We start from the raw sequence: 18,507 nt of genomic DNA, 5'->3' as shown, positions 1-18,507 counted from the left end.
ACTATTTGCACAGCCTTAGCAAGTCGATAGAATAGAGCCATTCAATTTTAGTTTTGTGAAGTTATGGCCAAACCAGATAAGCAAGTCGATACGTTAAAAGTCCCTCCTCATTCAATAGAAGCTGAGCAATCTGTTTTAGGTGGTTTAATGCTTGATAATCAAGCGTTTGACCGTGTTGCTGAGTTAGTGGTTGCCCAGGATTTTTATACCCGCACTCATAAGCTGATTTTTGAAGCTATGGTAAGCCTTGCTGAAGGCGGTGATCCAATCGATTTGATCACTATTTCTGAAAGCCTTGAGAAAAATAACCAGTTAAGTAGTGTTGGTGGTTTTGCCTACCTTGCTGAAATAGCCAAGAATACGCCAAGTGCAGCAAATATTGATGCCTACGCGAATATCGTGCGTGAGCGTGCTGTTATTCGAGAAATGATTGGTGTTGCCAATGAAATTGCCGAAGCGGGTTTTAGCCCTGAAGGGCGAAATAGCCATGACCTGCTTGATTTTGCTGAAAGTAAAGTATTTAAAATTGCGGAGCAGCGTACTAAAAGTACCGAAGGCCCACAAAACTTACATAGTATTTTAGAAAAAACCGTTGATAAAATTGAAGAGCTTTACCAGTCGCCGCAAGATGGTGTAACTGGTGTGAGTACAGGCTACACCGACCTAGATAAAATGACAGCGGGTATGCAGCCTTCAGATCTTATTATTGTGGCGGCACGTCCATCGATGGGTAAAACTACCTTTGCGATGAACTTGGCTGAACATGCTGCTATGACGCAAGATAAGCCTGTACTTATTTACTCACTAGAGATGCCATCAGAGCAAATTATGATGAGGATGCTGGCATCGCTAGGTCGCATTAACCAAACTAAAGTTCGTACAGGTCAGCTTGATGATGACGATTGGGCGCGTCTATCCTCAACCATGGGCTTGTTGATGGAAAAAGGTAAGATGTATGTCGATGATGCATCGGGCCTAACACCAACGGATGTGCGCTCTCGTGCTCGTCGTATTGCTCGCGATCATGGCGGTATTAGCATGATCATGGTCGACTACCTACAGTTAATGCGTGTTCCAAGTTTGTCAGATAATCGTACGTTAGAAATTGCTGAAATCTCACGTTCATTAAAAGCACTAGCAAAAGAGCTGCAGTGTCCGGTTATTGCACTGTCTCAGCTTAACCGTACCCTAGAGCAACGTGCCGATAAACGTCCAATCAACTCCGACTTACGTGAATCAGGCTCAATCGAGCAGGATGCCGACTTAATCATGTTTATTTACCGTGATGAAGTTTATAACGAAGATAGTGCTGAAAAAGGTGTGGCAGAAATCATCATAGGTAAGCAGCGTAACGGTCCAATCGGTAAAGTACGCTTAACTTTCCAAGGCCAATTCTCGCGTTTTGATAACTACGCGGGCCCAGCTATGGACGACGAATATTAATGCGCTTAGCCATTGCTGAAATCAACCTACAAGCGCTTGCTCATAACTTAGCGCAGGTGAAGCGCTTTGCGCCCGGTTGCAAAGTAATGGCGGTGCTAAAAGCTAATGCATATGGCCATGGTTTAGTTAAAATTGCCCAATACCTAAATGATGCAGACGCATTTGCAGTCGCACGTATTGACGAAGCGTTAGCGCTGCGTGCCGGTGGGCTGACAAAACCTATTGTATTGCTTGAAGGTTTTTTTCATAAAGATGATTTACCTATCTTGCTTGCTAATAACTTTCAAACCATCATTCACGATGAAAATCAGCTCGCAACGCTTGAAAACACAGCTCTTGATGCACCTATTGCTTGCTGGTTAAAAGTTAATACTGGCATGCATCGCCTTGGTATTGCACCATCACAATTTGAGTCTTTCTACAGCCGTTTAAAAGCAAGCTCGAATGCCCGTGATGACATTAAATTAATGACGCATTTTTCGTGCGCCGATGACATCAATGATGAAAAAACCGCTCAGCAAATTGCTTTATTTGACTCATTAGCTGATGGCAAAAGCGAGCAGCATTGTCTTGCAAATTCAGCGGGAATTATTGCTTGGCCAAAAGGGCATGGCGAGTGGGTACGCCCTGGGTTGATGTTGTATGGTGTATCACCAATGCTAAATAGCATTGGTCAACAGCATGGTTTAGAGCCGGTTATGCGCTTAACTACGCGTGTTATAGCAATACGCGATGTCGATGCTAATCAATGTGTTGGTTATGGTGGTCGTTGGCATAGCGATAAACCCACTAAGCTTGCTGTGGTCGCGATGGGTTATGGTGATGGTTATCCACGTCATGCTGAGCAAGGCACACCAGTGGTTATTAAATCACAACGCTATGGCATTGTTGGTAGTGTGGCGATGGATATGATCACGGTGGATATTGGTGATAACAGCGACAACATCAAAGTCGGTGATGAAGTGATCATGTGGGGGCCAGAGCTTCCCGTAGAAGAGATTGCCCAGTGTGCGACAACCATTCCTTACGAGTTACTGTGTAATATCACCCCACGAGTAAGCTACGAGTATCAAGAGTAACTTTGTTACTCTTTAATAAAATACACGTCACTGAACCCCATTCGTGCGAATTCTTGGTCACGAAAGTTACGTACTGCTGAAGAGCCTTTTGAAGTCATTTCTACTTGCTGCTCCATCTTTAAATAGTTGGTTAAATCAATGCCTTCAGCTGCAGCGATCGCATGGTACATATCGCGGTATTTATCTTTTGCAAAATTGATTTCCCGAGGCTGGTTTTTAAATTTGTAAGTGATGCGGCGTGCCATAATGAATCCTCAATGTTTATCGCGGCTGATTTTACACTAAAAAATAGCCATAGCCATGACTTGTTAGTATAAGCGGGTTACAATGCAATACTTTTCAAAGACTCGGTAAATCATAATGAAACTTTCAGTAGAGATCAGTAAGTACCCACTACATCAAGACTACATTCCGTTTATCAAAGGTTTTATTGACCGCGTAAACAGTTACGAAGGTCTTAAAGTGATCACCAATACCTTATCAACTCAGATTTTCGGTGATTATGATTTAGTGATGTCTGTACTTAATACTGAAATCAAACGTTCTTATGAAGAGTTTGGTAAAGCTATTTTTGTCTGTAAATTCTTGCATGGTGACTTGTCGCCTAGCGAAGACTAAAATCTAAAGTAGCGCGTGTTATGGAATTTTTGAGCGAAACCTTCTCTGGCTTTACTGCCATGTCGCATTGGGAATATATTGCCGTTGCATTGTCGATGGCGTACTTACTTTTAGCGATTAAAGAAAGCTTATGGTGCTGGCCAGCCGCGTTTGTTAGCACCTTTATTTATACCGTAATGTACTGGAATGGCGCACTGTTAATGGAGTCGCTACTGAATTTTTATTATATGTATATGGCAGTGTATGGTTGGGTGGTTTGGCGTCGGGGTATAAACAATAAAGATCAACTGCCCATTATTTCATGGTCGTTAAAGCGTCATGCAGTGATTTTGTTTGCAACCTCTGTGGCCTCAGTTGCTATTGGTTTCGTGATGACCAATTACACTCACGCTGATTTTGCCTATTTAGATAGCTTTACTACGTGCTTTGCGGTGGTGACGACTTATCTTGTTGCTAAGAAGGTACTGGAAAACTGGTTGTACTGGATTGTAATTGATGCAGCGTCCATGTATTTATACTTTGAAAAAGGGTATTACCCAACCTTAGTACTTTTCGTGTTTTACACCATTATGGCCGCGTGGGGCTTTAAAACATGGTATGAAGAGTACGAACAGCATCAGGCTAAACCGCTTGCACAGTTATAGATGAAAACTGAGCAACAAATTCACGCGCTTTTTACGCGCTTCAACTCAAATTTAGTTATTACCTCAATCAGTCCGCTGGTTGAGGGGCTAAGCAATGACAACTACTTGGTAAAAACATCAAATCAAGCTTTCTTGGTTAAGCATTATCGAGACCACTGGCCGGCGATTGGTCTTGCTGCGCAAGCCCATTTTGCAAAGCAAAGTTGCTGCCCAGCACCACTTTGGTTAGAACAAGCAACCGATACTGTTATTTTCGAATACGTGGCAGGGAACATTGCCAGCGGTGAATTTTGTAATAGCTTACTACCCGATTTAGTTAATTTACATCGTTACCCTGTGCTTACCGAGCCGATGGATATTGCGTACGAAATTAACTACTACCAGCAAACACCCCGGTACCAGCAACATGCTGAGTTAATTAGGCAGTCACTGGCTTATATTGATGGTGCACCTAAAGACATGGGCTTTTGTCATAATGATTTAGTGAAAGAAAATATCATTGTGAATGAATCGGGTATGTTTTTAATCGACTTTGAATATGCCAAAAGTAACGATGTTTATTTTGATTTGGCTGCGCTGGTGGTGAGCTTTACGTTAAATGATGAGCAGCAACTAGCGTTGCTTAAACGCTATCAAGCGTTAGTGTGCGACCATCACGCGTTTAACTTATCAGTTGAAAAGCTGGCAGCGTTTCATGCGCTGTTTTTACTTTTATGTATTTGTTGGTATGAACAACGTGGAGCGGTGGATAAAGTGGCGCCACTGCTTACACAGCTTAACCACTTCATAGAAAAAGTTAAAAATTAAAGACCGCCAATTCGCTCGGCAAGTTCTTTATATTTTTTTACGTCTTCTGGATCAAACAAAGGTTCACCTTTGTCATCTTGTGATTTCGAGATCAGTAAATGTTCGCGAGCAAGACGTTTTACGCGTTCGACTTTTACACCTAAAAACTCCGCGACTTGCTCTGTAGACATTAAACTCATGATCAAATTCCCCTTACATGGCTATACAGCCACCTTGTTATTAATTTTATTAAGTATACGTTAATACCTTGGTTCTGCACGAAAGTGAAGTGTTTTAATGCAAATTGCTGAATTTATGTGCATATAAAGGTCTCGATGCTAGCATTTAGGGCAAGATGCCATTATCATTGCCGGGTTGTCATGCTGATATCGCGAGTTAGCATTGGCGACGACAAATGTGCTCTCGTGGTGAAATGGATATCACGTGGCCCTCCGGAGGCTAAGTTGCAGGTTCGATCCCTGCCGAGAGCGCCATTTGCTCTTCACTTTAATATCTTCTAAGCTCGATTTATTCCTTAAGTAATCTCAAAAAAGCCAATGACTTATCAACCTATCGACTGTGGCGACTACGATAAATACGAATTATGGTGCATGCATAAGTCCCTATTACGAATTACCTTAGTATCTGGTGAACCGTTAGAGGGAAAGGCTGAGAATCTTAAAATAATTAACCCAGAGGGCGAGCACTTAATTTTGAGCACAAAAAAAGGCGAACATGCCGTTCGCCTTGATTTAATTAAAAAGGTTGTCGAGCTATAGCCATTTCTTATTTTTAAAGTAAATGCCAATCCCTACGGTAAGCACCACCAAGAAAATAATAAACAAACTAAATGCATAAGGGCTTTCAGTGCCCGGAATACCACCTACGTTTACACCCAGTAAACCTGTTAAGAAGCCGAGTGGTAAAAATAGTGCTGCAACCACCGACATTACATACATACGTTGATTTAGTTGCTCAGACACTTGGCTTGTAATTGCTTGTTGAATAATTTGCGCACGTTCAATTGAGCTATCTAGCTCTTCTAAGTAACGGATCAACATATTGGTTGTTTCGTTTAAGCGTGCCTTATCGTCTTCATCTAACCACTTATACTTATTGTTTAATAAAGTGATAAGAGCTTCTTTTTGTGGTCTTAAATAACGTTTTAACGCGATTGTCTGGCGGCGTATTTGTGCTAATGATTGATGATCAAAGCCTTTATTAGGTTCGTCAATTTCATCTTCAAAGCCATCGAGTGTGTCATCTAAACTGTCAATAACAGCTTGCATACGCGACGTTAGGTTTTGCGCCAATTGGCAAACTAATTCAGAGATTGAACATGGGCCATTGCTGCCATCGAACGACTCAACAACATCTTGCACCGATAATAAACGGCGCTTACGCGTTGTGATCACGATGTTTTCGTTAATGAATAAGCGTAACGAGACCATGTCTTCTGGGCTTTGCGCAGGGTTTAAGTTAACCCCACGCAAAAATAGCATATTACCATGAGTGACTTTGCTTAAACGTGGACGTGTCTCATCAGCAATCAGGGACTCAAGCTCGAAATCTGTTAATAAGTTACTCTGCTCAAGCCATTCAACGGCCTCAGCTTGGCTATAGTCCATGTGCACCCAAAGTTTTCCGTGTTCAGGTTGCCAATTTTGCAGCTCAGTACTATTTTCAATAGCACGTGCACCGCCTTGTTCGTCTAAAATTAAGACATGAAGTAACCCATTGATCATATTGAACTCTCGTTTTACAAATAGTGCGATATAGTTGATGATAGTTTAGCCTACGTCAATTAAATCGACTTATCGAGTGGATAAATATATTTCGTTGGTGTTTCTAGCTCCGTAGCGTATAAGACACTTTTTTAAAGAGGGCACATTAATGAGCGCAAAAATTATTGTTGGCTGGCGAGAATGGCTTGGTCTGCCTGAACTGGGAATCGAAAAAATCAAAGCAAAAGTTGATACCGGAGCAAGAACCTCATGTATTCATGCTTTTGACATTGAGGAATTTTCAGAAAATGGCGAAGCATGGGTGAAATTTTCTACCCATCCTCTACAAGACGATGTAGAAACAACGGTAGAGTGTCGCGCCAAAGTAGTTGAGCGTAAGTATGTGACCAGTTCAAGCGGTCAGCGTGAGCTACGCTACTTTATTGAAACAAAATTAGTCGCAGGAACCCAAAGCTGGCCTGTAAGGGTGACTTTAAGTAACCGTTCAACAATGAAGTTTAGAATGTTGTTAGGGCGTACAGCAATGGAAAATCGCATAGTCGTTGATCCGGCTTTATCTCATTTATTATAGGAAAAGGACTTATCACACGTTGCTACGTGTATGAGTTTATCAGTTAAGGTTTTAACTTATGAAACTTGGTATTTTATCTCGCAACCAAAATTTGTATTCAACACGTCGCTTAATTGAAGCTGCAGAGCAGCGCGGCCATGAAGTGAAAGTAATTGATGCACTTCGTTGTTATATGAACATCAATTCAGAGCAGCCAGAAATTCATTACCGTGGTGAAAATTTAAAAGATTTTGATGCTATCGTGCCGCGTATTGGTTCGTCAGTGACCTTTTATGGCTGTGCGGTATTACGTCAGTTTGAAATGATGGGTGTATTCCCTGTCAATGAATCAGTGGCGATCACTCGCTCACGCGATAAGTTACGTTCACTACAGCTACTTTCGCGTAAAGGTGTAGGTATGCCAGTGACAGGCTTTGCAAGTAAACCAGATGATGTAAAAGACTTACTAAGTATGGTGGGTGGCACGCCAGTGGTAATTAAGCTACTTGAAGGTACCCAAGGTATCGGTGTGGTATTAGCTGAAACACGCAAAGCTGCAGAAAGTGTAATTGAAGCGTTTATGGGCTTAAAAGCCAATATTATGGTGCAAGAGTACATCAAAGAAGCGGGCGGTGCTGACATTCGCTGCTTCGTATTAGGCGATAAAGTAATTGCGGCGATGAAGCGTCAAGCGCAAGAAGGTGAGTTCCGTTCTAACTTACACCGTGGTGGTAGTGCGACGTTAGTGCGTATTACTCCAGAAGAAAGAAAAACAGCGGTTGCAGCAGCAAAAGCGATGGGTTTAAACGTAGCGGGTGTTGATTTACTTCGCTCTGCACGTGGTCCGTTGGTCATGGAAGTAAACTCATCACCAGGTCTTGAAGGTATTGAAGTTGCAACCGGTAAAGACATTGCAGGCATGATTGTCGAGTTTATTGAAAAAACAGCGGCATCAAAAAGAACTGCAACTCGTGGTAAAGGTTAAGTAATATAGCGCTCTATTAAAAGGAAAAGTGCGTGGCTAAGGTTAAGAAAAATACACCGTTTTCAATTTTAGGCGATACGGTGGGGGTTGGCGAACGTAAAACATTTGCGATTGAAGCTGCCAAGCTTTATACCCACTCGCCGTTAAATATTCCGATAGAAGTTGTCAATGGTGTGCAGCAAGGTCCTGTATTAATGGTGTGTGCTGCAATTCACGGTGACGAGCTCAATGGTGTTGAGGTTGTTAGGCAGTTACTGGCAAAAATCGACCCAGAGCAATTGCGCGGTACTATAATTGCGGTACCGATTGTGAATGTGTTTGGCTTTATTCATAAGTCACGATACTTACCTGACCGCCGTGATATGAATCGCAGTTTTCCGGGCTCAACCCGAGGCTCGTTAGCTGGGCGAATGGCGAATGCATTTTTTACTCAAGTTGCAATGCATTGTACGCATATTATTGATTTACATACGGGCGCAATTCACCGAACTAACTTGCCGCAAATTCGCGCTAATTTGAGTGACCCTGCAACGGCTGCGATGGCAAAAGCTTTTGGCACGCCAGCGGTGATTGATGCGTCACTTCGTAATGGTTCATTACGCAGTGAAGCGGCCAATTTAGGAATACCCGTTATTACCTATGAAGCCGGCGAAGCGCTACGCTTTGACCCAATTGCAATTGCTGCAGGTGTGCAAGGTGTTGACTATGTGATGCGCCATTTAAAAATGGTGCGCGGCAAGCGAGCTAAAAAGCTGCCAGAACCGGTAATTGCAAGCTCAACAAGTTGGATACGTGCCGAAGTTGACGGTATTGTTCGTGCACAGGTATCACTGGGTGAGCGAGTAATGAAAGGGCAGGTACTTGCCTATATAAGCAGCCCACTTGGTGATGCTGAGCTTGAGTTACTGGCGCCACGCAGTGGTATCGTAATAGGTCAGCAAACCATGCCGCTTGTCAACGAGGGAGATGCCGTGTTCCACCTTGCTTACTTTGCTCATGCAAACAGCTTAGTTGAGCAACAACTCGAAAACTTTATTGATGAAATAAGCGATATTGAAGACGAGTTAAAGACGGCAGAGTTAAATAACTAGCCGTTTAATCAAAATATTAAAAAGCCGCAAATTGCGGCTTTTATTTTTTTGGGCCTAAAATACGTTTTATGGTTGGCGCTTTAGTTGCCGTAGGTGGGTTTTTTAACACCATCACAGGGCGGGTAACAAAGATGTTGTTTGGGTAAATCACTTTGTGGCCATCAACATGCTCAAGCACTACGTTCATCAAGCCCATTTCGATAATGCGGCCTTCTAAGAAGTTTGCACCGTCAATCACTCTCACCCAAAAGCCAACCCGACAGTCGTTTTGAATAAACATGAGTAAGAAAGCTGTTAGGTTACTCAGCAACGACCAGGCAGCAAAAAGCGCGACACCCAGCATGGCAAAAATTGATGAACCTAGTACTAACAAGCCGCGCAGTTCTATACCCCAAAAAACCAAGACTAAACACAGCATGACAATAGCAAGAATGATATTGAGCAACAGCTCGGCACGGTATTCTCGATGCGGATCAGCTTTGCCTTTAATTGCTTTTAAAAGCAGTTTTTTAGTGGTTTTACGCAGTAGCGGGTAGAGCAAGATCGCAATGATAGTTACGATTAAGTGGTATTGCTCATTAAAGAATTCGACGAAGTCCAAAAGGGATCCTAAGTTAAATATTTTTCATATCGATTCTAGCTTTTTAGCTTAACAATAACACTACCTTAAAAGGTATTTTTAACTGTTACTAGCCATTGCACTGAGTCAATATCGTCATCTTGTTTATTAATTGGTGCGGCAATATCTAGGTGAATAACAGTACCGGCATTTGCTCTACTTGGTGCTAAGCGCAGACCTAAACCCACATTTTGTAGCACGCCTCCATTCGTGCCATTATCTTTGTCGTTATACCAAGCTCTACCAATATCATAGAACGCGGCACCACCAACTTTGAACAATTGTAATAAGTCATACTCCCAGTAGTAGCGCTTCTCTAAAGTCACTAAAAAGCTACGGTCGCCTACTTGGTAGTCTAGCGGGTAACCACGTAAGCCGTTCTCACCACCAATAGTAAGCTGTTTATCAGCAGTGAGGTTTTCTGCATATTGTAAGCGTACTTTGGCGTACCAGCTTTGTCTAAGAGTGGTATTTAGGTAGTACTGTAGTTGCGTGCTGGCAAACAGGTTTTCGACATCATCGATTTCTTCATTCCAGTAGCCATCAAGGTCTGCCTTAAAACGCCATAACTGGTTGTCTCCAGAGTAATGCGCTTTTGATAACGATAACGAATAAATAGTGCGGCTGGCATCGTCGCTAAAATCTTTACTTGAATAACCTAATAAAGCATGAATATTCCAACCGAGGTTTAAATCTTCTGTACGGTAGATGCTATCGAAGTTTCTCACCTTAACGTAATGATCTTCAAACCATTGGCCACTAATGTAGGGGTAACTCAGGGTACGGTCTTCAGCAATTGGGAAGCGCGTGAATGGCGTTTCTTTAAAGGTTTCTTCGCGGTTTTCGATGCCAAGCTTAATACGTTGAGTCCAGCTATTACCAAGTTGTGATGAGTGACCAAAGTAAGCGCGGTTTAGTACCGTTTTTTGTTCAAACTCATTGACCACATCACCTCGGTAATAAAGTGACTCTCGACGTTGATCTGAGTAACTTGTAACACCGTAACTGTATGGCGTATCTATTGAGAAAAACGGGTAGCTTACATCGAGGTAATGACGCTTACCGTCGTCGTTATCTGAGTATTCAAAACGGCCTTGATACCGGCTCGAGAAAATATGCGGATCGTCATAAACAAATAGGTAACCTGTTCGGTCTGCATCACGGGTGCGACTAAATGAGACCCGCTTACCCCAGCCCAAAAAGTTAGATTCACGAAACCCGATACTCGACTCATTTTCTCCGCCACTGCGGCTAAAGCTTATTTCTGGTAATAAGGTCCACAGATCGCGCGTAATGACTTTTACATGTACGTTGCCATCACAATCAAGCTTTGCGTTGATACGTGCATCATATAGATAACCTTGTTTACGCAGCAATCGCTCAGACTCTAGCAATTTACGTGGGTTATACACATCACCTTCTTCGAACAATAAAACGCTGTGTATTACATTAGGTTCCGTAGTCATGTGAGCCCGATTGGCAAAGCGGAATAAAAAGTTATTTTCTTCTTCAAGCTCAGTGTTAAAGACGTTTAGTTGTTCAAGTTCAATGGAGACTATTTTACGGTTATTAGCAGCATCGGGGAGTGGGTTGTCGGCATCGAGCTGGCGGCGTAAGTTATTATCTTGTGATTTAAGTGTGCGTTGGTTTTGACAATAATTACTATCGTCAGTAAATAACTGCTCTGCATGAACATTTGCTGCTATGCAGATTGGTAATAGTGTTATTAACCTAGCAACAAAGTGCGACTTCTTAAATCCCATTTACACCCTTAGTTGAGTATGTCCTATACAACTACTACATACTAAGCGAGGTAAAAAGTCTAGCTTATTATTGTAATTGCGCGACTAAATACTGATGAAGTTGTGGTAAAGCTGCACTGGCTTCTATGCCCTCAGCATTAATCCAAATACTTTCACTGTAATGTTCAAAGTTTAGATTAAAACTATGATCTGTAAAGTGAAAGCGTAATTGATGACGATCAGCGCCAGCATCAAAATCAGCGGTTGTTATTGCTGGAGCGTGTAAGAAAAGCGTAGCCCAAAGTTCAAAGTCTTCGTCGTGTGGCAGCTCATTCGACGTTACGAGAATAATTTCATGCTCGGCATCATACGTTAGTTCAGTCATAGCAGTCCTAATTAGCGGCAAGATAGTCGCGAATAGTATTTAAAAATGGTGCGCCGTACTTATTTAGTTTAGTAAAACCAACTCCCGATACCTTTAAAAACTCACTGTCGTTGGTTGGCATTAACTGCGCCATTTCTGCAAGGGTTTTATCATTGAATACCACATAAGGTGGCACATCATCGGCATCTGCCAACTCTTTACGTAAGGCGCGTAATTTAGCAAACAGCTTTTTGTCGTAATTAAACTGGGCGAGTTTATCTTGGTATACATGTTTCGCCTGTAATCGAGGCTCAGCAAGTTGCAGTGCATATTCACTTTTAAGAACCGCACGGGCGGCTTCTGTTAAGCGTAATGAAGAACCTTGGGTAATGTCTTGGCTTAATAACCCTTGATGGATGAGTTGCCTTAAAATACTGAGCCAAAATTCCACACTGTGCTCTTTTCCTATGCCATAAGTACTAAGCTGGTGGTGATTGTTATCACGAATGCGGCTAGTGTTTGCGCCGCGCAGCAGCTCAACGATATAACCAATCCCAAACCGTTGCTCAGCACGATACACACACGACAAAGCTTGTTGTGCGACAAGTGTGCCATCAAAGCTAGTGGGTGGGTTTAAGCAAATGTCACAGTTGCCACAGGTTTCGCGCTTATATTCACTAAAATAATTGAGCAAAATTTGTCTACGGCATGTTTGCGCTTCCGCAAAGCTGGCCATAGCATTAAAGCGCTGCTCTTCAACACGACGACGTTGTTCGTCTTCGATATCTTCAAAAAAGCGGCGTACGCGGCCTATGTCTGCCGGGTCAAAATACATAATGGCTTCTGCAGCCAAACCATCACGACCAGCACGACCGGTTTCTTGGTAATAAGCTTCGATACTTTTTGGAATATCGTAATGCACCACAAAACGTACGTTAGGTTTATTAATTCCCATGCCAAAGGCAACAGTTGCAACCACAATTTGAATATCGTCACGGGCAAAGCCTGATTGCACAAATTGGCGTTGCTCGTTACTCATACCTGCATGGTAGGCTGCGGCATTAAATCCTGCATCAGCAAGTTTTTCGGCTACATCATCAACCCGTTTACGGCTGGTGCAATAAATAATACCACTTTGATTATGCTGTTCTTTTAAATAACGAAGTAGTTGCACCATAGGTTTGAATTTTTCTTCTATGGTGTAACGAATATTAGGTCTATCGAAGCTACCAGTATGCACGTAAGGGTGGTTAAGCTGAAGTTGTTCAATAATATCGTAACGAGTTGCTTTATCTGCCGTTGCTGTAAGTGCCATCATAGGCACATGTGTAAAGCGTTGCTTTAATTCGTTGAGTCTACAGTAATGCGGTCTAAAGTCATGACCCCAATGCGACACACAGTGAGCTTCATCAATCGCAAAGAGTGCGAGTTTTAAATGACTTAAACGCTCTAAAAATTCGTGCTGCAGTACTTTTTCAGGTGCTACATACAACAGCTTAATTTGCCCGTAGTGCAATTGTTGATAGGCAGCTTGTTGCTCTTCAAAAGGCAGGCTGTTATTGATGTATGCCGCTTGTACGCCAAGTGCTCTTAGTTGGGCTACTTGGTCTTGCATCAAGGAAATAAGCGGCGAGATAACCACAGTCACACCATCGAGGATCAAAGCAGGCACTTGATAGCATAATGATTTGCCCCCACCCGTTGGTAGGAGTACAAGCGAGTCTTGTCCGTCTAGCGCAGCGGCTATAATCGCTTCTTGGCCATCACGAAAATCCTTGTAACCAAACACTTGTTTGAGTACGGCTTGTGGTGATCGAACGGGTGTGTTGGACGTTGCGGTATTGGTATTCATCGCCGAGCATTTTAGTGGTTTTTTATTGCGATGTCTTTAGCAATATACCCAAACGACCTTAAAATGCAGAATTCAGCGTTTCACAGGTGCTTAATATCAAGGCGTTACTTTGCAACAATGGCAGTCCCTTTTAAGAAGTAAATACATGGGTTTATTTAGCGCGTTTTGGTTGCGTCACTGCTGAGGGGGCGTAAAATAAGGTTTTTAAACTATAAAGCCAAACTTATGCCTACCAACATTGAGCAGCGAAAAGGCGTCATTTTCGCTTGTTTAGCCTTTTTTATGTGGGGTCTTGCGCCCATTTACTTTAAGTTTCTACAGCAGATTTCTGCTTTTGAAATCTTAATGCACCGTGTTATTTGGTCGGTGTTGTTTTTACTTCTTATCATTGCTGCTCGTCATCAATGGCAGCGTATTCGTGTGGTTCTTGGACAGCCTAAATTACTGTTGATGTTGGTGATAACAGCAAGCTTACTAGGCTTTAACTGGGGCTTATTTATTTGGGCAGTGAACAATAATCATATGCTTGATGCCAGTTTAGGTTATTACATAAATCCATTACTCAATGTGTTATTGGGTATGTTGTTTTTAGGTGAGCGGCTGCGTAAATGGCAAGGTGTTGCGGTTGGTCTAGCGCTTTGTGGTGTGTTGCTACAGCTTGTGAGCTTTGGTTCATTCCCCGTAGTTGCTTTCTCGCTGGCTAGCTCGTTTGCTATTTATGGTCTATTACGTAAAAAGTTACCAATCGAGTCATTACCAGGATTATTGCTCGAAGCGCTTATTTTATTACCTGTTGCACTTATTTATTGGTGGTTGATGGCGCCATCAGCAAGCTCTGATTTAACTGCAAATGATTGGCACATTAACTTATTACTCATTAGTGCCGGTGTGGTGACAACTTTACCACTGTTATGTTTTACCGGTGCCGCAAAGCGCCTGCAATACAGTACGCTTGGCTTCTTTCAGTACATAGGCCCAAGTTTAATGTTTATGCTTGCCGTGGCGTTTTACGGTGAAGTATTTGATGCTGAGCGTGTGGTGACTTTTGCGTGTATTTGGAGTGCTTTAGCATTATTCAGCTGGGATTCGTATCGTCAAAGTCGAAAGCAACGCAAAGCGCAGTTAGAGGCAGTGACTAAGCCTGTATAGGCTTAGCTTACTAATTTGTTGCGGCCAGAGTCTTTTGCTTGATAAAGCTTTAAATCGGCCTGTTTTATTAGTTCATCCAAACTATAAATGGGCCCATTATGAAAACCAATCGACAGCGTAAACTTGATGTGGTCTTTGCTAAATTCAGAGCTGTGTTTTTCGACAAACAAACGGAATTTTTCTAAACGCTGTAACGATTCTTGTGGATCTTGATCCGCAAAGTACACCGCAAATTCTTCACCACCGAAGCGGCCTACTAAATTATCTCCAAAATACTTCGCCATACATTGTGATAAACCTTTAAGTACTTCATCACCTGCATCATGACCATAGTTATCGTTAATTGATTTAAAGTGGTCAATATCAATCATGGCTAAAGAGACTGAGGTATCTGACATTTTTGCAGCTTTTAGGTGATTGTTTGCTTCACCGAAGAAATAGCGGCGATTAGGGAGTTTAGTGAGGTAATCAGTGTTTGCCTGCAAACGAATTGTTTTAATGTTTTCAAGCATGTCGACGTTTTGGCTTAGCCGACAATAGAACTCTTCATTATTAAATGGCTTGCGAAGGTAATCGTCAGCGCCAGATTTTAAAAAGCGCGTTGATAAATGCAGAGTATCGAGTGCAGAAATGCCGATTATGGCTTTTTCATCGTTAGAATATAAACGGCGAATTTCAACACAGAGCTCATCCCCATTCATATTCGGCATTTCGTTATCGGTAATGATCACCGATATTTTTGGGTTTTCAGCCAGTACTTTTAAAGCATCAACACCATCAACAGCTTCAATGGTTTGGTATTTGTGACGAGTTAATAAGTTACAAATATGGTGGCGTGTTGCCGCTGAATCATCGACCACTAATACCAATATTTGCTCATTACGAGGTAATCGAGCAAGTTGTTTTTCTAAGTATTGATAGGCTTGTTTATTTTCTTTGGTGATGTAATCAATGATGGGGTGTTTTTCAACGATATTACGAGTTGTTTCGTCAAGATTGCCGGTCATTACAATGGTGGGAATGTCGGCAGCGATAGTACAGGGGACTGCTTCTCCGGTTGGTGCGTCAGGCAGAATAAAGTCTACTACTGCACAAAAGTAACTGTGCTTGCTAATAAGCTCTTTTGCCTCAGCTAAGTTACCAGCAATGTCGGCTTCATAGCCAACTTTTTGCGCGATGTGCTTTTGCACTCGCGCAATGGTTGGCGTATCTTCAATTATTAATATTCTTCGAGTCACAACTTGCCTTGAAATAACTTACTGGCGAAACAAAAGTTATTACAAGTTTTAACCCTAAAAGGGTAAAAAAGCAAATTGTTATAGGCTATCTGACTCAGAATAATATTCAACACTTTGTGTTGTTGGGCTCGCAATACGAGAGCGCCCAAATAAGGTATGAAACTTAGTTTTGCAGGTTGTTTGTTTAAGGTATTTGATCCAAGCGCGCTCAATTGGATTGGTTGCTTCAAGGTTACCGGTAACAACTTGTACAAATTGAGTTTGAAATTCATTTTGTGGTTCTAGGGTTTTGTTGTATAAACCCTTTAGAACAACACCATGCTGCTCGAGAATGTCGGCTTCTAGCAAAGTGAAGTGACCACTACGACCAAAACCGCGTGGGAAATTTTGATCATCATAGAATTGACGTTGGCTTGCAAATGCTTGACGAAGTGATGAAATGTCATTGCTCATGGCTTTATCCTCATGCCCTAATTTCTTGCTGGAGTATGGATCAAGTTGTCGATTTTATTAAACAAATTATTTTTATCGTAAGGGTAAAAAATGGATATCGATTTATTGAAGACTTTTGTTGAAGTGGTACGTACGCGCCATTTCGGTAAAGCAGCTGAAAATTTATATATTACACAGTCTGCGGTAAGTTTTCGGATCCGACAATTAGAGCAAGGTTTAGGCGTTAACTTATTTATTCGTCAACGAAACAACATTCAGTTAACGGCACCGGGTGAGCGATTACTGCCACACGCACAAATGATCATAACGGGGATGCAACGAGCAAAAGTTGATGTGGCGCTTGCTGATAATATGCATAAGCAAATTAGTTTAGCGGGCACACCTAATATATGGGATGCTTTTTTGCAGTTTGGTATTACAAACATTGTTTCTGCTATGCCGGGTGTATCGCTAGTCGCTGAAGTAAAAGCACAGCAAGAGAGTACTCGCTTATTATTGGAGCGTACATTAGATTTGGCGGTATTATTTGATCCCCCTAAAGTTGATGAGTTGGTTGTTCAACGAATTTGTGAACTCCCTATTATTCCTGTGAGCGCTTTTGAAACCGCAAACAGCGAAAACTTTTTCGATAATCAATATGTTTATGTTGATTGGGGAACAACCTTTTCGTTATGGCATGCCCGAGAGTTTAATGGCCATGCTCCCCCTTATTTCAGAACCAGCACCGGGCGTATTGCACTCGATTTAATATTAAAATGCGGCGGCAGTGCCTTCATTCCACAATTATTAGTCGAAGAGCAGCTTAAATCTGGTGAGCTTTATCATGTTGAAGATGTTGCACATACCTCGCGAGATGTATTTGTTGCTTACCACAGAGATAATGAACAAACCCCTCTATTAGAGAAATTAGTGACATTATTAACTGAGCTGCAAATAAAGGCTTAAAATTAATTTAACTTAGCTTTTATAAAAATTTAATGCCGCAACAGTAGGTTACGTTTTTATTTCAGAAATAATTATATTTTATGAAGGTAAATTGACGTTTTTGTTTCAATTGTCATCTTTTTGTCATTTTTTGCTGTCACACTGCGCGCATTGAAACACAATATGTGTTTTTTGTTGCGATTATTGAGGAAACGACATGAAATTTGCAAAGTCTAGCTTATTCCTAGCTTTATTTGGTGGTTTATCTTTTTCTGCATTAGCTGATGTAGATGTATATGGTAAAGCAAACGTGACTGTTCAATCATCAGATGATGGCGAAGGGTCTTTCACTGAAATTAAAAGCAATAACTCACGTTTTGGCTTAAAAGGTTCAGAAAAAATTTCTGAAGGCCTAGAAGCTGTTTATAAATTTGAGTTTGGTGTAGACGTATCTGACGCTGATTCAAAAGGCGACAATGACGATAACATTACTGCTCGTAACCAATATGTGGGTGTGAAAGGTAGCTTTGGTCAAGTTGTTATCGGCCGTAACGATACAGCAATGAAGCAATCTCAAGGTAAAGTTGATTTATTCAATGACCTTGAAGGAGATATCAAGAATGCGTTTAAAGGTGAAAACCGTTTAGGCGACACAATTTCTTATGCTTCTAAAGACTTTAATGGTTTCAAAGTGTTAGCGACATATGTAGCTGAAGATGATGTAGATGCTGATAACGGTTACTCAGTAGCGCTAACTTACGGCGATGCAAAACTTAAAGAAAGCAAACTTTATGCATCAGTTGCAGCTGACAGCGAAGTAAAAGGCTACGACATTGTTCGTGCAACAGTACAAGGTAAACTAGGTGACTTCAAACTAGGTGCTATGTACCAAACACAAGAAAAAGTGGATGGTAGTGCAGAAGCTGATGGTTACTTAGTAAATGCTGCTTACCAAATGAATAGCAACACTTTCAAAGTACAGTACCAAGTAATTGACTTTGATGAAGGCGATAAGAAAACAGCTATTTCTGCAGGTGTTGATCACAAGCTAAGCAAAAATACTAAAGTATTTGGTTTCTACTCGACGTTTGATACAGACAATCAAGTTGACCAAGATTACTTAGGTGTTGGTATTGAATATAAGTTCTAACCCAACACTGGGATAACTCTCTAACTTGTCAGCCCAGCTAATTAGCTGGGCTTTTTTATTGCTCTAGAAATAAAA

The 18,507-nt window shown here is 41.7% G+C and carries 21 protein-coding genes and 1 tRNA gene; 13 read left to right on the top strand and 9 right to left on the bottom strand.

Going from position 1 to position 18,507, the window contains the following annotated elements:
• The first annotated feature begins 63 nt into the window (after positions 1-63).
• Positions 64-1,443, top strand: a complete 1,380-nt coding sequence (gene dnaB / locus HCZ11_RS18295; RefSeq protein ID WP_130049746.1) for a replicative DNA helicase — start codon at positions 64-66, stop codon at positions 1,441-1,443.
• Positions 1,443-2,522: an alanine racemase gene (gene alr, locus HCZ11_RS18290; protein WP_130049745.1), complete on the top strand. Its 1,080-nt coding sequence runs from the start codon at positions 1,443-1,445 to the stop codon at positions 2,520-2,522. Before dnaB ends, alr begins: the two co-directional genes overlap by 1 nt.
• 5 nt (positions 2,523-2,527) lie before the next feature.
• Here the strand turns inward: alr and HCZ11_RS18285 are convergent, their stop codons facing one another.
• Entirely contained in the window at positions 2,528-2,767 is a 240-nt protein-coding gene (locus HCZ11_RS18285) for a DUF2960 domain-containing protein (protein WP_062567354.1), read from the bottom strand.
• Between the two features lie 115 nt (positions 2,768-2,882).
• Between HCZ11_RS18285 and HCZ11_RS18280 the strand changes: the two genes are divergently transcribed.
• Genes HCZ11_RS18280 through HCZ11_RS18270 form a run of 3 tightly spaced genes read left to right on the top strand, consistent with a single transcriptional unit; the run spans position 2,883 to position 4,591 of the window.
• Positions 2,883-3,140, top strand: coding sequence for a YkoF family thiamine/hydroxymethylpyrimidine-binding protein (locus HCZ11_RS18280; protein ID WP_054563401.1), 258 nt, complete (start codon positions 2,883-2,885; stop codon positions 3,138-3,140).
• Positions 3,141-3,160: 20 nt separating this feature from the next.
• Positions 3,161-3,784: a nicotinamide riboside transporter PnuC gene (gene pnuC, locus HCZ11_RS18275; RefSeq protein ID WP_130049744.1), complete on the top strand. Its 624-nt coding sequence runs from the start codon at positions 3,161-3,163 to the stop codon at positions 3,782-3,784.
• Positions 3,785-4,591: a phosphotransferase family protein gene (locus HCZ11_RS18270; RefSeq protein ID WP_130049743.1), complete on the top strand. Its 807-nt coding sequence runs from the start codon at positions 3,785-3,787 to the stop codon at positions 4,589-4,591. It begins immediately after the preceding gene.
• On the opposite strand, the gene HCZ11_RS18265 is transcribed toward HCZ11_RS18270, so the two are convergent.
• Positions 4,588-4,770, bottom strand: coding sequence for a helix-turn-helix domain-containing protein (locus HCZ11_RS18265; protein WP_054563404.1), 183 nt, complete (start codon positions 4,768-4,770; stop codon positions 4,588-4,590). The genes HCZ11_RS18270 and HCZ11_RS18265 overlap by 4 nt on opposite strands.
• Positions 4,771-4,989: 219 nt before the next feature.
• On the opposite strand from HCZ11_RS18265, the gene HCZ11_RS18260 reads away from it, so the two are divergent.
• Together HCZ11_RS18260 and HCZ11_RS18255 are read left to right on the top strand one after the other, a co-directional pair.
• Positions 4,990-5,064, top strand: a tRNA-Arg gene (locus tag HCZ11_RS18260).
• 63 nt (positions 5,065-5,127) lie between these two features.
• The gene (locus tag HCZ11_RS18255; RefSeq protein ID WP_167659156.1) at positions 5,128-5,349 is read left to right on the top strand and encodes a Rho-binding antiterminator; all 222 of its coding nucleotides are present in this window, start codon (positions 5,128-5,130) and stop codon (positions 5,347-5,349) included.
• Here the strand turns inward: HCZ11_RS18255 and zntB are convergent.
• On the bottom strand, positions 5,344-6,315 hold the full coding sequence (zntB, locus tag HCZ11_RS18250) for a zinc transporter ZntB (protein WP_130049741.1): 972 nt from the start codon (positions 6,313-6,315) through the stop codon (positions 5,344-5,346). The two genes, HCZ11_RS18255 and zntB, sit on opposite strands and share 6 nt — an antisense overlap.
• Positions 6,316-6,463: 148 nt before the next feature.
• Between zntB and HCZ11_RS18245 the strand changes: the two genes are divergently transcribed.
• The 3 genes from HCZ11_RS18245 to HCZ11_RS18235 are packed head-to-tail and all read left to right on the top strand — an operon-like array spanning position 6,464 to position 8,941.
• Positions 6,464-6,886 carry an ATP-dependent zinc protease gene (locus HCZ11_RS18245; RefSeq protein ID WP_130049740.1) on the top strand — a complete coding sequence of 141 codons (423 nt, stop codon included), beginning with the start codon at positions 6,464-6,466 and terminating at the stop codon, positions 6,884-6,886.
• Between the two features lie 58 nt (positions 6,887-6,944).
• Positions 6,945-7,850, top strand: a complete 906-nt coding sequence (gene rimK, locus HCZ11_RS18240) for a 30S ribosomal protein S6--L-glutamate ligase (RefSeq protein ID WP_062567363.1) — start codon at positions 6,945-6,947, stop codon at positions 7,848-7,850.
• A gap of 32 nt (positions 7,851-7,882) precedes the next feature.
• Complete coding sequence (locus tag HCZ11_RS18235; protein ID WP_130049739.1) at positions 7,883-8,941, top strand: succinylglutamate desuccinylase/aspartoacylase family protein; 1,059 nt, start codon at positions 7,883-7,885, stop codon at positions 8,939-8,941.
• Positions 8,942-8,981: 40 nt separating this feature from the next.
• Here the strand turns inward: HCZ11_RS18235 and HCZ11_RS18230 are convergent, their stop codons facing one another.
• The 4 genes from HCZ11_RS18230 to recQ form a co-directional block, all read right to left on the bottom strand.
• The gene (locus HCZ11_RS18230; protein WP_105174932.1) at positions 8,982-9,542 is read right to left on the bottom strand and encodes a mechanosensitive ion channel domain-containing protein; all 561 of its coding nucleotides are present in this window, start codon (positions 9,540-9,542) and stop codon (positions 8,982-8,984) included.
• Between the two features lie 65 nt (positions 9,543-9,607).
• Positions 9,608-11,323 (bottom strand): BamA/TamA family outer membrane protein, encoded by a 1,716-nt coding sequence (locus tag HCZ11_RS18225; RefSeq protein WP_167659155.1) that lies wholly within the window; start codon positions 11,321-11,323, stop codon positions 9,608-9,610.
• A gap of 67 nt (positions 11,324-11,390) precedes the next feature.
• Positions 11,391-11,687: a DUF3630 family protein gene (locus tag HCZ11_RS18220; RefSeq protein ID WP_130049737.1), complete on the bottom strand. Its 297-nt coding sequence runs from the start codon at positions 11,685-11,687 to the stop codon at positions 11,391-11,393.
• Between the two features lie 7 nt (positions 11,688-11,694).
• The gene (gene recQ / locus HCZ11_RS18215; RefSeq protein WP_167659154.1) at positions 11,695-13,518 is read right to left on the bottom strand and encodes a DNA helicase RecQ; all 1,824 of its coding nucleotides are present in this window, start codon (positions 13,516-13,518) and stop codon (positions 11,695-11,697) included.
• A 225-nt stretch (positions 13,519-13,743) separates the two neighbouring features.
• On the opposite strand from recQ, the gene rarD reads away from it, so the two are divergent.
• Positions 13,744-14,667, top strand: a complete 924-nt coding sequence (gene rarD / locus HCZ11_RS18210) for an EamA family transporter RarD (RefSeq protein ID WP_130052203.1) — start codon at positions 13,744-13,746, stop codon at positions 14,665-14,667.
• A gap of 2 nt (positions 14,668-14,669) precedes the next feature.
• On the opposite strand, the gene HCZ11_RS18205 is transcribed toward rarD, so the two are convergent.
• Both HCZ11_RS18205 and HCZ11_RS18200 read right to left on the bottom strand, forming a co-directional pair.
• Positions 14,670-15,905 carry a diguanylate cyclase gene (locus HCZ11_RS18205; protein ID WP_167659153.1) on the bottom strand — a complete coding sequence of 412 codons (1,236 nt, stop codon included), beginning with the start codon at positions 15,903-15,905 and terminating at the stop codon, positions 14,670-14,672.
• 78 nt (positions 15,906-15,983) lie between these two features.
• Positions 15,984-16,358 (bottom strand): DUF413 domain-containing protein, encoded by a 375-nt coding sequence (locus tag HCZ11_RS18200; RefSeq protein WP_130049734.1) that lies wholly within the window; start codon positions 16,356-16,358, stop codon positions 15,984-15,986.
• Positions 16,359-16,448: 90 nt separating this feature from the next.
• Between HCZ11_RS18200 and HCZ11_RS18195 the strand changes: the two genes are divergently transcribed.
• Together HCZ11_RS18195 and HCZ11_RS18190 are read left to right on the top strand one after the other, a co-directional pair.
• Positions 16,449-17,303: a LysR family transcriptional regulator gene (locus HCZ11_RS18195; RefSeq protein ID WP_054554216.1), complete on the top strand. Its 855-nt coding sequence runs from the start codon at positions 16,449-16,451 to the stop codon at positions 17,301-17,303.
• A gap of 196 nt (positions 17,304-17,499) precedes the next feature.
• On the top strand, positions 17,500-18,432 hold the full coding sequence (locus HCZ11_RS18190; RefSeq protein WP_167659152.1) for a porin: 933 nt from the start codon (positions 17,500-17,502) through the stop codon (positions 18,430-18,432).
• Positions 18,433-18,507 lie beyond the last annotated feature (75 nt).

Origin of the sequence: Pseudoalteromonas sp. HF66 (genome assembly GCF_011806445.1) — a bacterium.
Taxonomy (GTDB): domain Bacteria; phylum Pseudomonadota; class Gammaproteobacteria; order Enterobacterales; family Alteromonadaceae; genus Pseudoalteromonas; species Pseudoalteromonas apostichopi.
The sequence above is the reverse complement of the archived record's forward strand: the minus strand, read 5'-3'. Positions and strand labels throughout refer to the sequence as shown.